Origin of the sequence: Streptomyces sp. NPDC006691 (assembly GCF_042869955.1) — a bacterium.
GTDB lineage: Bacteria > Actinomycetota > Actinomycetes > Streptomycetales > Streptomycetaceae > Streptomyces.
On record NZ_JBIAGW010000006.1, the window covers coordinates 271927 to 286957 of the forward strand.

Consider the following 15031-nt stretch of genomic DNA (forward strand, 5'->3'; position numbering starts at 1 on the left):
GCGAGTGGCGAACCGCCACCAATAGGCCTTCTGCTGTCCACGCAAGCGGGGCGGGGATGATCCGGGAGGGGGCTTGGTCAGGGGGTTCGCCGGGACGGTGGACACCGGTGCCCCGTGCCGGGTCGGCCTGCGCTCGGCAGTGTGGTGCGTCGGTCGTTGATGGTGACGGAGAGATGTGTCCATGACGCGGTGAGCTGTGTTATCACGTCAGCGATTGCGCTGCTCGCCGTGCGCAGGAGTGCGTTCGGGAGGAAGTGGACGGTGGTCCCGGTCGTGCCGTCTGCGGGGATCACTTGCAGGTCGGTGGTGGGGACACCGTGCTCGTATCGCTGGGTCCAGGATCCGTTGTGGCGGCGGTTGGTGTGGACCAGCCAGGTGCTGAGCGCGGCGACCGTGGACATGCCCCGGCGGGGATGGTGGTCGGGCAGCGATGGCGTGTCGGGGCGGTCGAAGAAGCGGAGATCCTCCGTCGCCATGACCGGCTTCTTCACGACCCGGCCGTGTTCGTCGAGGCGCGTGTCGGTGCCCCGCCCGTCGTCGGCGACAGCCACCGAGCCATCGGGGTGCAGAGTGATGCGGCAGTGCCCACCGCCGGTGCACTCGGCCTCGTCAACGGCATAGGCGACAACCTCCAGGACCAGGTGCCGAAGGCCCCCGGGGGCGAAGACAACCGGGTTCTGCCGGATGTGCTCCAGGTGGCCGAGGTTGACGGTGCTTGCCCAGTCGTGTGTCGTATTGCGCCAGGCAGACTTGGGGACGTCCATTCAGGAAGTATGTCGGTGCGGCTTGTGCGGGATCCCTCCGCCCCAAGCACATGGCCATCCCCCGCCGTTGCCGGGGGAACCGTCCACCCACTCGTGTCTCGCTTTGCCGGGTTGGCGGTATCGGCCGCTTTGAAGAGCAGCGATGGATCCGGTTCCAGAGATGCGCGGGCATGGGCATCGGCCGCACGTTCGCCGGCGAGGTCGTCGTCGAAGCCGCCGAGCATCAGCTCCACGGGCCGGGGATCAGGCGAAGGGCCGGTGCGGTTCGAGTCGAGTCGAGACGAGGGGTGCGGACGGCAGGACCGGGCGAACGGTGAAACTCACACCGCGAACCGCGTCGCACACTCTCTTTCCTCGTCCACCAGTGGAGCCGGACTTACCCGCCTGGATACGACTGCTCTCCCTTTCGACAACGAACCTTCCTCCGTGCGGGGCCTGAAAGGAGAAACACGCGCCTTGCCTCTGGCGCGGAAGGTGATGCACAGAGAACCGGAATTAGAGACTCCGCGAAATTTTATGTGTACTTGACAAGCGTGCAGCAGTGCGAGATCCGGCTGAGCGACGAAAATTTGAGGCCCCTCTGAGGTTTACCAAAACGGACAATCTTCGCTTTTATTGCCATATCACAGCAATACAAATTTGCATAAAAGAAAGTCTTGACCTTCCCATGGGCAGAGGTTAACGTTCCTGTCACGCGCCTCGACCTGGGCGATCACGGGGAGTGAACGGGGAGGACGATCGAAGCGGCAGTGCAAAGTTTGTTGCACTCCGACTTCGCGTCTCGTCAACAGCCATCCTTGTTTTTCGCGCCCTGGCCACGCCTGGTCTGCGCCTACAAAAAGGGGATCCCTGTGGGGTCCATATCGCGGGTACATATCGCCCCGCCGGCAACACACATCACCATTAATTCCACACGGCCAATGGAGAGTCTCCCGCGCATTATTTCTCCTGCACGTACAGCGGGAATCTCCGAGGTTGTTTCTTCATGGAGAGGAACCATTCATGCTTACGCAGAAGGTCAACGCCGACCCGTCCCTGGCCGGCGTTCTGGAGGTCGGCACCTCCACCGGCGCGGCGGCGCCCGTCATGGCCACCCCGGCCCTGATCGCGACTCCGGTGATCGCCAAAGCGGCCGGCGCGGTAGTGGGTGCCGGTGCGGTGACCGGTGCGGCGTACGCCGCCTACAAGGTCGCCACCGGCTGAGTCCGGCGAGGCCCGGGCCTTCCGGATCACCGCTCCGCCGGACGCGCGTCGGCGGCGGGACAACACATCGCGGCTCCGTCGCCCTGCGGGCGACAGCCGGTCTTGGCCCCGCTCCGCGGGCCGTTCCCTCGGTCCGGTGTTGGCAGGCAGTGGAAGTGCCTGCCAACACCGGACACTGTCCGATTTACCAGATCAACGGAGGAAACACCATGTCTGTGCTCGTCGAGAAGGTCAACGCCGGCGTCGGCCGGGCGTCCGACGGTCCGGTCGCGCCCGTCATGGCCACCCCCGCCGCGTTCGTGGCCGGTGTCGTGGCCGGCGGGAAGGTCTGCGCCGTCCTGACCGCCGCTGCCGGTGTGGGTGCCGCGGTGAAGGCTGCCCAGAAGTAAGGGGATACCGGCGGGGGGCTTCAGCACTGGGGGCTCCCCGCCTCGCCTCCGATGCCACCGCACCAGCCCAGCGATCAGGAACACAGCATGCTGTCACGTATCCGCAAAGCCGCCGAATCGGCGTGCGCGCGGCCGCTCGCCACAGCCGAACGGCTGTCAGCCGCCACCCACCTGCTGTCCAGTCTTGAGTACATGGTGCGCAGGACCGACCGGGAACCCGGTGGTCTCAACGACTGGACCCACACCAGATCCCAGGTCCCCGCCAAGACGAAGGCGATGCAGGCGGTCAGGGACTTCATCGCCCGCGAACCGGTGACTCAGGCCCTCCATGGGTCCCGCGTCGTAGCCGCAGGAGTTCTGATCTCGCCGGTGCGCGACAACACCGTGCGCATGGCCGCGGACCTGTACCTGGCGGGCAGTCAAGTGCTGCTCTACCCAAGGCACTTGTTCGGTACTGATGGATCCGACCAGGTGTCGTTCCTGGTGCAGACCGCCGCCGCGCTCGGCCGGGCCGGCGGCACCGATGCCACCCGCCACGCCGCCGTGCAGTTCATCGGCGCCCAGACCGTGCTGTCGTACGGAGCGTCGGGCTGGGCCAAGCTTCCCGGCGACGCCTGGCGCAACGGAGACGCGCTCGCGAAGATCATGCGTACCCAGACCTACGGGGACGAGTGGTTCTTCAGGCAACTCGACAAGTACCCGGCGGCGTCCCGCGCGATCTGTCATGTCGTCCTTGCGCTGGAGTGCGGTTTCCCCTTGCTCCTGATCAAGAAGGGCAAGTACATCGATGCCGGGCTCCTCGTGATGGGCGGCTTCCATCTGGCCAACGCCCGCTTCATGGGTCTGTCTCGGTTCGCCTGGGCCTTCGTCTCCACCTATCCGTCCGTGCGGGCTCTCGCCAAGGGCACCGGGGAGGGGAGGTGACCCACCTGACCTTCCCGAAGCTGACCACCGCGGCCCTGGCGACATGTCTCGCAGCCGGTCTCAGTCATCGCGCCTACGCCGATCTGAAGTGCCGTCGTGGTCACGACGGTTACGAAAAGCGGCAGGTGCGCTGCGCCAGCGGGAACATCGTCACTTACCATGTCCGACGCGGAACGCCACAGGGCCCGACGCTCATACTTGAGGCCGGCCTGATGAACACGTCCGCGGCCTGGCTGCTCGTGGCCGCTCAACTCGACCCGGACATCTCGGTGTTGCTGTACGACCGGGCCGGCTACCGCGGTTCACTGCGGCGCTGCCCGGAGGACTACTCCCTCAACGAATCGGTGAACGACCTCACCGAGGTCATAGCCGACGGCGTGGGCACCGGCGGGCCGTGCATCGCCGCGGGGCACTCGCTCGGTGGCTACATCGTCCACCGGGCCGCCGCCGCGTCCGACCGGATCCACGGCCTCGTGCTGGTCGATCCGACCCACCCGGGTGAGCTGCTGCACTCGCGTCGCCAGCGCGAGGGCTCGCGCGGCGTGAACCTCACCATGAAGCTCGGCCCCTGGTCGGCGGCGTTCGGAGCCGGCCTCCTCATCGACAAGAAGGGTCTTTTCGCGTACGCCGAGGGAAGTCCGCACTACCGGACGCTTCGCCTCGAAGGCTCGGCCACCTCGACCTGGCGCGCGGCGAACCGCGAGTGGAACTACACCTACGCGTTCATGCTCGACGGCGGCCGCCCCCTCGATCGGCTACAGGTACCGGTCGAGGTGGTGGCAGCGGAATCGACACTGCGTGACACCCCCGAGCACGGTGATCTGTACCAGGAGTACGTCGCCTCGGGAACGGGCGGCCGGATCGTCACCATCCCCGGCTCCACGCATCTGACCATCACCGGCGGTATCGAGCACGCCCCGCTCACCGCGGCGGCCATCGAGCACGCGGCCGCGGCCGCGGTACACGCGCGGACCGGCGGCGACACACACGGGACGGCAGCATGAGCAGGGCATCAGCTGTGATGGAGCGGGCAGTACCGGTGGCTCTTGCCGGCTGGTTCGTGGCATCGGTGCTCGCTCAGCACCCCGATCGCGGCTTCGACAAGGTGCGCAAGGCGGACAAGACCGGAACCGGAATCGCCATTCCCAACTGGCGGTTCTTCGCACCCACCCCCGCGGTCGAGGACCAGCACTTCCTCTACCGGCTCGCCAGCGAGGACAAGACCCGGCACACGGAGTGGCGCGAGGTGTACGCGATCACGCCCAGGAGGCTCATCCACGCGTTCTGGTTTCCGGGCCGCCGCATCGAGAAGGCCGTCTTCGACGTGGCCTCGACTCTGGTGCACAACCCCGGCGCGATGACGCCGCTGCACGAGGAGGCGAAGAAGGCCGCCTACCGGCTCGTCAACGACTTCGTCCGTACGCGCCTCACACCCGAGCCGGGCCATCCCCTGTTCCAGGTGCTGCTGGTGCGCTACTCCGGCTACGACCACAGCGAGGACCCCAAGTACGACCTGGTCTTCGACTACGAACAGGTGAACCCGTGAACCAGGACGTGCAGTACGGCACCGCGGTGGCATCCGTCTACGACTCGCTCATCGCGCCCGCCATGCCGGCCGAGGAGGCGGTCCAGCGGCTGCGTCCCTACGTATCCGGTGCGCGCGTCCTTGAGATCGGCGTGGGCACCGGCCGTGTCGCCCACCCGGTGGCCGCCTTGGCCGCCGAACTGACCGGCATGGACAACTCAAGGCCGATGCTGGACGGGTTCCGTGCCAAGGGCGTCCCCGCGAACGTGTCTCTGGTGGAGGCCGACTTCCGTCAACCCCTGTCACTCGGGGGGCCGTTCGACGCCGCGTACTCCACGATGGGTTCACTGGCCTGCGTGCACTCCCGCGAGGAACTCATCACCGTCCTCACTCACATACGCGGCGTGCTGAGGCCAGGGGGTTCCCTGTCGCTGGAGTACTACTCCATGACTGCCTACCTGCCCCTCGTGCAGCAGCACACCGTCACCGTGCCCATGCCACATCACGGCGGGACCACCACCTTCGTCGTGACCGTCGACGACTCGGATGTACTCACGATGCGCACCCGCGTGGACGAGGCCGGGAAACCCCCGCTGGAGTTCAGCGAACAGGTCCTCCTGATCGAACGCCACGAGGTCGAGGCCTGCCTGGCCAAGGCCGGATTCACCGTCGAGCACGTGTTCCCGGCCGAGGGCCCGGGGCCCTACGACTGGTACGTCGCACACACCAACTAGAAGGGGGAGGCAGTGCTGACAGTAAGTCGGGCGACGTGGTTCGTCATCACGTTCGCCTTCGCCGTGCCAAGCATGCTGGTGCTGTTCCGCGACAACGGCGAACTCACCCGGAGCTCCTGGATCCAGAGCGTCGTCTTCGCGGCCATCATCGCCACGATCATCGCGATCACCCTCGGTAAGGGCAAAGCGTGAACATATCCCTGATCGTCCGCCGCCACCGACTGCTGCTCGGCGCCGGCATCCTCCTCGGGCTGCTCGGCACCGCCGCCACGCTCGTACAGCCCCTGCTCATCGGCGAACTGATCGAAGCCGTGGCGCTGGACGAGTCGGTGGTGTGGCCGATCGTTCTCATCGCCGCGCTGTTCGCAGCCGACGCGTTGCTGGCCGCCACCCACTTCTATCTGATCGGCCGCGCCGGAGAGAACATCGTGCTCGACATGCGCACCACCCTCACCGGGCGCCTCCTGCACTCCCGCATCCCCGCGTTCAACAGGCTCGAACACGGTGACGTGTTCACCCGCACCGTCGCCGACACCTCCCTCGCCCGCGTGGCCCTCTCCTCGTCCGTCGCCCAGATCATCACCGCCGGATTCACGAGCGTCGGCTGTATCGCCGTCATGGCGTGGATCGACTGGCAGCTGCTGCTCGTGACCGCCGGCTGCCTGGGCGCCGCCTCGGCCGTCGCCCTCGGACTGGCCCGTGCGGTCCGCAAGGCCGCGGTGACGAACCGCGAGGACACCAGCGACTACGGCTCCGGCCTGCTGCGGATCCTCAGCGCGTTGACCACGGTCAAGGCATCGCGCGCCGAGCAGCGGGAAGCCGCGCGACTCAAGGGCCTCGCCGACGCCGCACGCGACAGCGGCGTCCATGTGACCCGTCTGTCGGCCATGCTGATGCCCGCCATGAACGTGGGCACCCAGGTGTCCCTCGCCGTGGTGATCACCTGGGGCATGGCACGCACCGCCACCGGCGCGCTGCCCATAGAGGACCTCACCGCGTTCATCATGTACCTGTTCTATCTGGTGTCCCCGCTGGTGATGCTGTTCATGGCCCTCGGGGAGTACCAGCAGGGCCGCGCCGCCATCGACCGCGTCCAGGACCTGGCCGGTATCGAGCAGGAGACCACCGACGGCTGCGCCGGCCCGGCCGCCGCCGATCGGACGGCTCCCGCAGTCGAGTTCGAGAACGTGACCTTCTCGTACGGCGACGCCGGCACCCCGGCCGTCGACGACGTGTCGTTCACACTTCCCGCCACCGGAGTGACAGCGATCGTCGGACCCTCCGGTGCGGGAAAGACCACGCTGTTCCAGCTCATCGAGCGCTTCCACACCCCCGAGCAGGGCACGATCCGCATTTCGGGCAGCGACACGGCGGCCATGCCGCTCTCCGAGCTGAGAGCCCGTATCGGCCTGGTCGAGCAGGAAGCTCCCCTCATGCGCGGCACCGTGCGGGAGAACCTCATGTACGCCCAGCCCGACGCCACTGCCGAGGACGTGACGGAGGCGGTGGAAGCCGCCCACCTCACCCGGGTGATCGCGGCCATGCCCCACGGGCTGGACACCGAGCTCGGCGAGGGCGGCACCGGCCTCTCCGGTGGCCAGCGCCAGCGCCTGGCCATCGCCCGCGCCCTGCTCACCCGGCCCGATGTACTGCTTCTCGACGAGGCCACTTCCAACCTCGACTCCGACTCCGAGACTGCCTTGCGAGACGCTCTGAGCACCATCGGTGCCCGCTGTCAGGTCCTCACCATCGCGCACCGCATCTCCACCACCATCGGCGCCGACCGGATTCTTGTCGTCGAGGACGGTCGGTTGCGTGCGCGCGGTACTCACGCCGAGTTGATGTCCCGTGACGACACCTACCGGCGGCTGGCCAGCCAGCAGCTCACCCCCGCGGGGGCCCTCTCATGACCGATGCCGCCGTCGTCGGTACCGGTCCCAACGGGCTCGCCGCCGCGGTGACCCTCGCCAGAGCCGGGCTCAAGGTCTCCCTGTTCGAGAAGGCCACCACCATCGGCGGAGGTCTGCGCACCGCGCCGCTGTTCGACCGCGACGTGCCGCACGACATCTGCTCGGCGGTCCACCCGATGGCGGCCGCCTCCCCGTTCTTCCGCCGGTTCGATCTGGAGGCCCGCGGCGTACGTCTGGTACAGCCCGACATGCCCTACGCACACCCCCTGCCCGACGGCAGCGCGGCAGCGGCGTGGCGCAGCATCAGCCGCACTGCCGAGCACCTCGGAACCGACGGCCCACGCTGGACCCGCCTCATGGCTCCCCTCGCCGCTCGGTCGGCTTCCGTGGTCGACCTGCTCCTGTGCCAATGCCGGGCCGTTCCGCAGGACTTGCGCGCGGCTCTGCTGCTCATGTCCCGCGTACTGGCTCACGGCACCACCCGTACGGCGTTCCGCGACGAACCAGCACGGGCACTGCTCACAGGAGTGGCCGCGCACGCCGTCGGCAGGCTTCCCTCGCTGCCCTCGGCAGCGGTCGCGATGCTCCTGGGCCATACCGCCCACAGCACCGGCTGGCCCCTCCCGCAGGGCGGCAGCGCCCGGATCGCCGAAGCCATGGCGTCCGACATCACGGCACACGGGGGCGTGTTCCACACCGAGCGGCACATCCGTGACCTGGCCGAACTCACCGAATTCCCCATCGTCATGCTGGACGTCGGCCCGAAGGAATTCCTCTCCATCGCCGGACCGCGGCTCCCCTCCCGATACGCGCGCGCCCTGCGCCGCTACCGATACGGACCCGGTGCGGCGAAGGCGGATTTCCTCGTGAGCGAACCGATTCCCTGGAGCAGCCCGCTCGTTCGGCAGGCCGGCACGGTGCACCTCGGCGGCACCCACGCCGAGATCGTCCGCACCGAAGCCGCCACCGCCGCCGGAGAACGCGTCGACGCCCCCTTCGTACTGGTCGTGGACCCGGCCGTCACCGACCCTTCCCGCACTTCGGGCGGCAAGCGGCCCGTCTGGGCCTACGCCCACGTCCCCAACGGCGACACCCGCGATCCCGTCGGCCTGATCCGCCGACGCATCGAGGAGTACGCCCCCGGGTTCAGTGACACCGTCATAGCCTCTCGTGGGCTTTCGGCCATGCAATACGAGAGGTACAACCCGAACTACGTGGGTGGTGACATCGCGTCCGGGGCCATGACCCTGCGCCAGTCACTGGCACGCCCCACCGCGCGCCGGGACCCGTACACCACACCGCTGCCGGGCGTGTTCCTCTGCTCGTCGGCCACTCCACCCGGGCCGTCGGTGCACGGCATGTGCGGTTATTTCGCGGCCCGGTCCGCCCTGCGTAGGCACCACGGGCTACGCACCTCTCCCGACCTGTCCCCGCAAGAGAAGCAAGAAAAGGAGTTGACCTGATGCCCAGACGCATCCGCGTGACTGCGGGAATCCGCCTGCCCGGCGCTGCGGCGCGGCCCTTGCCACCGGCGGTGGCGGGCCCGCCCTGCCGGCCGGACGGATAACCAGTGCCGCGCCAGGCCCCGGCGGTGGCGAGCGGTGGACCGACCCACGAAGCAACGCCGTGGACCCGGTTCTCCATCGGCTTGGCTCGACTCCGCCCGACGTCGCTCCGGGCCCGGCTCGGAACGAAGTCCAACTGTCGGCGTCCGGCACAGCCGAGGCCGGCCCGCGCCGGCGCGGAGCATCACCTCTCGGCCCGTCGGCCGAGGCGGACCAGTCCTACACAGAACGGAGCAAGAACATGAACGGCATCGACAAGAACACCCTGGACGAGGTCATCGCCAAGACGTTCAAGGAGGTCAAGACCGCCGTCGACGGCCACAACGAGAAGAGCATCCAGATGTACAGCCAGGCGCTGCGGGCTCTCGTGGAACTGCGTCAGCAGATCGTGTCCGAGGAGCGCGTCGAGGCCTGATCAACGTCGTCCAGTGCCGGGTCCCAAGCACCGCCGGTCCCCGGGACCCGGCACTGCCGCGTGGACCCTGGCTCGGTCGTCCCGACGACAGTAGGGCGATGCCCGCTGCCTTGGGAGGCGTGCTTGCGTAGGCATGTGCCGGGCAGGGCTCGTGCAGATGTCCCACCACCGGTCCGCGAGAGCTCGGGCCAGTTCGGCGTCGTACTGCTCCGCGTCGAAGTGGAAATCGGTCGGCAGTCGATCGCTGTGGGGCCCTTCCCCGTCGGACCAGACCACCAGCCCTCCGCAGCGTTGCACAACCGCAGTCAAGAACCCGCAGCAGCCGCCGGTGCACACGGGTTCACCCAGCCCGAGGCGGCGGGCCTCACCAGTGGCTGCGAGCGGACTGGGACGGTCCGCTCGCAGCACCCGCGCGGCAAGCGGTCCACGCCCGCCCTCCTCGACCGCGGCCTCAACCACTTCGCAGCCATCCACCCAGTGCCGGCCAACGCCACCTCCAGCCCGACGAAGACCGTGTCTCGTGACGCGAGGCCACCCAGCGCCGGCTACAGCGTGACGCTGGCCCGAGGGCTCGGAGTTGAGGCGCTGGCGGCGCGGATCGCGGCCGCGATCCGCTGGTCGAAGCGGACGGCGGGGCCGGTCGGGGAGCTCACCGGGGACGGGCTGGTCGAGGTATTGGATGCGGAGTACGGGGATGCCTGGGACGGGGTATGTCCCCGGCCCACCCGGCCTCACGCCTTCCAGGAGCCACGGCCCCTGGCGTCTGCCGTCAAGCTACTGCGCCCAGCCCGCGCTGAAGCTCGGCAGGGAACGCGGGAAGAAGCAACCGCCCTGTCCGCGCCCGGCTCGCCCGGCTCGCCCCCGCCGAGCTTGGCCGCCTCGGCCAGATCCAGGAATGGTCAGCTCCGGTAGCGGGAACGTCCCACGGCCGCAGCGACCGTCAGCGGGACGGTGAGGATCGCGGCGGTCAGGAACAGGTCCCCGTACGCTTGGTGTTCGGCAGGCCCGGCGGCGAGGGCACTGGCCAGAGCGCTGCCTACGTAGAGGGCCAGGCCGAACATCGCGACGCCGGTGGCGCGGGCCGCCGGGGACAGGCCGGTGGCCCAGGACTGGATCGTGGAGTGCATGAACGACCAGCCGCCGCCGAGCAGCAGCGTGCACGCCACCAGTGCGGGCACCGATCGGCTGGACGCGGCCAGGCCGAAGGCCAGGGCCATCTGCACCCCGCCGGCCACGATCAGTCGCACCGGTGTCCAGCGTCCGACCAGCCGCTTGACCGTCTGGGACGCGGCCATGGAGCCCACGCCGTACAGGGCGGACACCGCACCGGCCAGGGTCGCCGAGGCGCCCTGGGCCTCAAGGGCCGGCGCGATGTAGGTCAAGAAGCCGAGAAGGACGGCGCCTTCGAGCATGGCGACGGCCATGACGTACCACTGCCAACGGGACCGCAGAACAACCTTGAACGGGGCGAGCAGAGCACCGGGCGCCGCCCTCGGCGGCTCCGGCAGGCGGCGCAGGGCGAGGGCCAGATAGGCGGCGATCAGGCCGGGCAGGGCGAAGACCAGCCGCCAGCCGACGTAATGCGCGAGTGCGCCTGCGACGACGGTGGCCGCGGCGGTGCCCAGGGCGAACGCGGTCATCAGTTCGCTGAGCGGGCGTTGGCGGACCGCGGCGGGGACGGTGTCGCCGATGTACGTGATGGATGCGGCGATGGAAGCGGCGAAGAACGCGCCGGCCGCGACGCGCGCCGCGATCAGCACCGCCGCGTCGGGCGCGATCACCGAGCAGAGTGCCGCGACGGCGGCGCCTGCCAGGGAAATCCGCATCACACGCACCCGGCCGAGTCGGTCGCTCGCCAGACCCCAGACCGGCTGCATCAGACCGTAGGCGAGGAAGTAGCCGCTGGCCGCGAGCATCACCGTGGGCAGCGAGACGCCGAGCTGTGTGCCGATGAGCAGCAGCATGGGGGTGATGCAGAAGCGGTCGAAGTTGCTGACGAATCCGGCGGCGCGCAGCAGCCGCGGCGAGGCGCCGAAAAGCGAGGGTTCGGGTGGGATCGCGAGGGGTGCGGGGGTGGTGCGTGCCGAGTCGGTGGTGTCCATGGGGCTCCTTGTGGCGTGCCTGCCGGTGCTGACGAACCGGCAGCTCCAGCTCACCACCGCCGGCGATCAAGGCGGCGCCCCAGCCGATTACCCTTGCTCACACCCTGAGGGCGTGTTGCACACCCCCCGGGTGGACGTCCGCGGTGCAAGGGGGAGCGAGGATGAGCGGCGGAGGAGTCAACGGCCCGGACCGCGAGTTGGGCGCGTTTCTGCGCTCTCGGCGTGAGCGGCTGGCGCCGGCCGATGTGGGGCTCCCCGGTTCACCACGGCGGCGTACCCCCGGGCTACGGCGCGAAGAGGTGGCGGCGCTGGCGGGGATCAGCAGTTGCTGGTACGCGTGGCTGGAGCAGGGGCGTGTGCGTACGTCGGAGCAGGTGCTCAGGTCGGTGGCACGGGCGCTGCACCTCGACGCGGACGAGACCGCGCACGTGATGTCCTTCGTGGCGCAGGCCGCTCCGGCGGAGCAGCCGCCGGGGTGGGTGTCGCGCAACCTGCTGTCCCTGGTGGAGTCGCTGGCGCCGAACCCGGCCGTGGTGCTCGACCCGCACTGGGACCTGCTGGCCTGGAACTCCGGGTACACGGCACTGCTCACCGATCTGGCACGGCTGGCGCCCAAGCAGCGCAATCTGCTGTGGCTGGTGTTCCGCTGGCCGCCCGCCCGCACACTGCTGGCCAGTTGGGAGCACGAGGCGCGGAGCCTGCTGGGCCAGTTCCGGGCGAAGGCGGCCCGGCATCCTGAGGACGGCCGGTATGCCGAGATCACCGCGGAGCTGCTCGCCGACCCGGATGCGGCGCGTTGGTACGGACATCGCGAGACCTCGGCCTTCCATCCCGCCGTACGTCACTTCCGTCATCCGGTGGCCGGTGATCTGCGTCTGCGGTACGTCAAACTCGCAGCGGTCGACGAGCCGGGCCACCATCTGCTCGCCTATCTTCCTGACGACCGGGCGACGGAATCGGCGCTGGGGTCGCTGGTCGGCTGAGCCGGTGCGGCGTGGGCGGACGGCACGCGCGGGCAGCGGCGACGGCCCGATCGCGCGCCGGTGGGCTGCTGTCGGGCCGTCGCCTTCACCGGTCACCCGCGTATCGCGGAGGGCGGTGCGTCAGGAAGTGAGCCTGTGGGGTGGGTGTCAGGAGGTGAGCACCGCCTTCATCACCGACCCTTCGGCGACCGCGCTGAGCGCTTCGGTGTGCTGTTCCAGGGGGAACCGTGTCACCAGGCTCGCCAGGTCGAACCGGGTGGTGAGGGCCGGCAGCAGGCGGACGTATTCGACGAGATGGGCGCCGGTGAAGGCCCAGGAGCCGATGACGTCCAGCTGCCGGTGGACGATCTGGTGCGGGTTGATCAGGGTGTCCCCGGCGTCCGTGTACTGGCCGATGATGAGGTAGCTGCCACCCCGGCGGGCGAGGGTGAGACCCTGTCCGACGGCGACCGGCACCCCGGCGCACTCGATTACCAGGTCGGCGCCGTCCCCGCCGGTGGCTGTCCGTACCTCGCGCAGGATCTCATCGGGGTCGTCGGCGTCGGCGATGTTCAGATGGATGTCGCCGATGCCGGCGGCGGCAGCCAGGTCAAGGCGGCCGGCCGGTCCGCCGACGACGATGACCTGCGCGGCCCCTGCCAGCTGCGCGAACGCGGCCGCCGCGAGGCCGACGGGCCCGCTGCCCTGCACCACCACGCTCTCGCCCAGCCGCACCGGCCGCCGCTCGTACAGGGCGTGGGCCACGGTGGGCCCGGCGCAGGCCAGCGACATGGCTGCGAGCGGGTCGATGCCGTCGGGCACCTTGATGACGGCGGTGCCGGGCTGTAGCACGATGTGGTCGGCCCACGCTCCGGAGAGCTCCGGACCACTGTCGACGGCGCGGTTGACGCCGTAGGTGCGGCGTTGCTCGCACAGGGTCGGTTCGCGGTGCAGCCGGCAGGGCGGGCAGACACCGCAGGCGATGGAGGAGGCCCACATCACCGTGTCACCGACCGCGAGCGGCGCTCCGGTGGCGTCGCGGTGCGCACCGGCACCCAACTCCCCTATGACGCCCAGGCCTTCATGGCCGAGGACGAGCGGGACCGGGATATCGAGGTGCCCCTGCCGCAAGTGCAGATCGGTGCCGCAGACACCGCCGTAGCCGCACGCGACGATCATGCCGCCGTCCGGGGCCGGGGGCAGCGCGAACTCCCGTAGCTTCAATGGGGCGTTGAACTCCTCCAGGACGACGGCGCGTCCGGTACGGGGCGTCATGACGTCACCGTACGCAGCGCGAGTGCCTCGGAGAAGAGCGCGTCCAGGGGCACAGCGGATCGGTGGGCGGCACACGACGTGGGCAGGGTGCGTCGGCGTGTGGGCGGCTGGCGATGGGGGTGGGGGCGATCGCCCCGTGAAGTGGTCCGCGTCGACGATGAGTTGCTGCCCGGTGAACGGTGAGGGAGGAGCCGCGGGTGGTCAGCAGGTACACAAGGGCGTCGGCCATGTCGTCCGTCGTGCCGGCCCACGGGCGGGGATGGTGCCGAGGACACCGGCCAGTGCCTCCGGGTGGCTGGACCCGCCGCGCAGCGCCCTGCGTCACGTACGGAGGTAGGACGCCCCGTTCAGGTCGAGGACCGCGCCCGACGCCCACTCGGCCTCGGGCGAGGCCAGCCACAGCACGGCCGCCGCGATCTCCCGGGCCGACGCCACCCGGCCGAACGGGCTCTGCGCCCGGATCGCCGCGCCTTCGGCCCCGTCCAGGCGGGGCGCCACCCGTTCGGTGTCGAAGAAGCCGGGGGCGACGGAGGCGACACCGATCCCGTACGGGGCCAGCGAGACGGCGAGCGACTGGCCGAGCGCGTGCACGGCCGCCTTCGTGGCGCCGTACGCGGGATGGTCGGGCTCGCCCTTGAACGCGCCGCGCGAACCGATGTTGATGATCCGGCCGCCCGTCTCCTGCTCGATCATCCGGCGCCCCACGAGGTAGCTGAGATGGGCCGTGCCCAGCAGGTTCACCGTGACGTGCCGCTGCCACACGTCCACCCACTCCTCGTACGAGGTCTCGGCGAGTGGATGGGGCAGGTTCACGGCCGCGTTGTTGACCAGCACATCGACACCGCCGAGCAGTTCGGCCGCCGCGGACTCCACGCCCGCCGCCCCCGCCGGGTCCGACAGGTCGCCCCCGACGAGTCCGTGCCCCTCCCCCTCCAGCGACTCCAGCGTCGCCCTCGCCTCGTCCTCGCGCGAGCCGTAGTGCACGGCGACCCGGTCACCGTTGGCGGCGAAGGCCTTGCAGACGGCGCGGCCGAGTCCTCGTGAGGCACCGCTGACCAGGACGCGCCGGCCGGTGGCACACGGATTCATGGAAGAACTCCCGTCGTGGATGGATCCCTGTCGGTCCATTCTTCATCCCCTCCCGCGGGCGGGGCGCTCCGCCCCCCCTCGTCCCGTCGCCGCCAAGCACAAGGGATTTCCCCGATGCCACGCCCTCCTGGGCGGATCGAGTATGTCCGCACCGCTCTCCCCGACCTTCGAGAG

General features: G+C 69.5%; 15 protein-coding genes. 11 read left to right on the plus strand and 4 right to left on the minus strand.

The window, feature by feature from the left end:
* Positions 1 to 77: 77 nt before the first annotated feature.
* Positions 78 to 764: an ATP-binding protein gene (locus ACFYNP_RS16780; RefSeq protein ID WP_388786109.1), complete on the minus strand. Its 687-nt coding sequence runs from the start codon at positions 762 to 764 to the stop codon at positions 78 to 80.
* A 1002-nt stretch (positions 765 to 1766) separates the two neighbouring features.
* On the opposite strand from ACFYNP_RS16780, the gene ACFYNP_RS16785 reads away from it, so the two are divergent.
* The 10 genes from ACFYNP_RS16785 to ACFYNP_RS16830 all read left to right on the plus strand — a co-directional run bounded on the left by ACFYNP_RS16785 (position 1767) and on the right by ACFYNP_RS16830 (position 9429).
* Entirely contained in the window at positions 1767 to 1967 is a 201-nt protein-coding gene (locus ACFYNP_RS16785) for a hypothetical protein (protein WP_388786111.1), read from the plus strand.
* 209 nt (positions 1968 to 2176) lie between these two features.
* Complete coding sequence (locus ACFYNP_RS16790; RefSeq protein WP_388786113.1) at positions 2177 to 2356, plus strand: hypothetical protein; 180 nt, start codon at positions 2177 to 2179, stop codon at positions 2354 to 2356.
* An 87-nt stretch (positions 2357 to 2443) separates the two neighbouring features.
* Positions 2444 to 3280: a hypothetical protein gene (locus ACFYNP_RS16795; RefSeq protein WP_388786114.1), complete on the plus strand. Its 837-nt coding sequence runs from the start codon at positions 2444 to 2446 to the stop codon at positions 3278 to 3280.
* Positions 3277 to 4284 (plus strand): alpha/beta hydrolase, encoded by a 1008-nt coding sequence (locus ACFYNP_RS16800; RefSeq protein ID WP_388786115.1) that lies wholly within the window; start codon positions 3277 to 3279, stop codon positions 4282 to 4284. The genes ACFYNP_RS16795 and ACFYNP_RS16800 overlap by 4 nt, the downstream gene beginning before the upstream one ends.
* On the plus strand, positions 4281 to 4826 hold the full coding sequence (locus ACFYNP_RS16805; RefSeq protein ID WP_388786117.1) for a hypothetical protein: 546 nt from the start codon (positions 4281 to 4283) through the stop codon (positions 4824 to 4826). Before ACFYNP_RS16800 ends, ACFYNP_RS16805 begins: the two co-directional genes overlap by 4 nt.
* Entirely contained in the window at positions 4823 to 5539 is a 717-nt protein-coding gene (locus ACFYNP_RS16810; RefSeq protein ID WP_388786119.1) for a class I SAM-dependent DNA methyltransferase, read from the plus strand. Before ACFYNP_RS16805 ends, ACFYNP_RS16810 begins: the two co-directional genes overlap by 4 nt.
* A 12-nt stretch (positions 5540 to 5551) precedes the next feature.
* Complete coding sequence (locus tag ACFYNP_RS16815; RefSeq protein ID WP_388786121.1) at positions 5552 to 5731, plus strand: hypothetical protein; 180 nt, start codon at positions 5552 to 5554, stop codon at positions 5729 to 5731.
* Complete coding sequence (locus ACFYNP_RS16820; RefSeq protein WP_388786122.1) at positions 5728 to 7449, plus strand: ABC transporter ATP-binding protein; 1722 nt, start codon at positions 5728 to 5730, stop codon at positions 7447 to 7449. Before ACFYNP_RS16815 ends, ACFYNP_RS16820 begins: the two co-directional genes overlap by 4 nt.
* Positions 7446 to 8912, plus strand: a complete 1467-nt coding sequence (locus ACFYNP_RS16825) for a phytoene desaturase family protein (protein WP_388786124.1) — start codon at positions 7446 to 7448, stop codon at positions 8910 to 8912. The genes ACFYNP_RS16820 and ACFYNP_RS16825 overlap by 4 nt, the downstream gene beginning before the upstream one ends.
* Before the next feature lie 343 nt (positions 8913 to 9255).
* Positions 9256 to 9429: a hypothetical protein gene (locus tag ACFYNP_RS16830; protein ID WP_388786126.1), complete on the plus strand. Its 174-nt coding sequence runs from the start codon at positions 9256 to 9258 to the stop codon at positions 9427 to 9429.
* Positions 9430 to 10328: 899 nt separating this feature from the next.
* Here ACFYNP_RS16830 and ACFYNP_RS16835 read toward each other — a convergent pair.
* Positions 10329 to 11531, minus strand: a complete 1203-nt coding sequence (locus tag ACFYNP_RS16835; protein WP_388786128.1) for an MFS transporter — start codon at positions 11529 to 11531, stop codon at positions 10329 to 10331.
* A gap of 161 nt (positions 11532 to 11692) precedes the next feature.
* Here ACFYNP_RS16835 and ACFYNP_RS16840 point away from each other — a divergent pair, with 161 nt between their 5' ends.
* On the plus strand, positions 11693 to 12514 hold the full coding sequence (locus ACFYNP_RS16840) for a helix-turn-helix domain-containing protein (RefSeq protein ID WP_388786129.1): 822 nt from the start codon (positions 11693 to 11695) through the stop codon (positions 12512 to 12514).
* 147 nt (positions 12515 to 12661) lie between these two features.
* On the opposite strand, the gene ACFYNP_RS16845 is transcribed toward ACFYNP_RS16840, so the two are convergent.
* Together ACFYNP_RS16845 and ACFYNP_RS16850 are read right to left on the minus strand one after the other, a co-directional pair.
* A complete protein-coding gene (locus ACFYNP_RS16845) occupies positions 12662 to 13768 on the minus strand; it encodes a zinc-binding dehydrogenase (protein ID WP_388786131.1) in 1107 nt (368 codons plus the stop codon).
* Between the two features lie 321 nt (positions 13769 to 14089).
* Positions 14090 to 14857, minus strand: a complete 768-nt coding sequence (locus ACFYNP_RS16850; protein ID WP_388786133.1) for an SDR family NAD(P)-dependent oxidoreductase — start codon at positions 14855 to 14857, stop codon at positions 14090 to 14092.
* Positions 14858 to 15031: the final 174 nt, after the last annotated feature.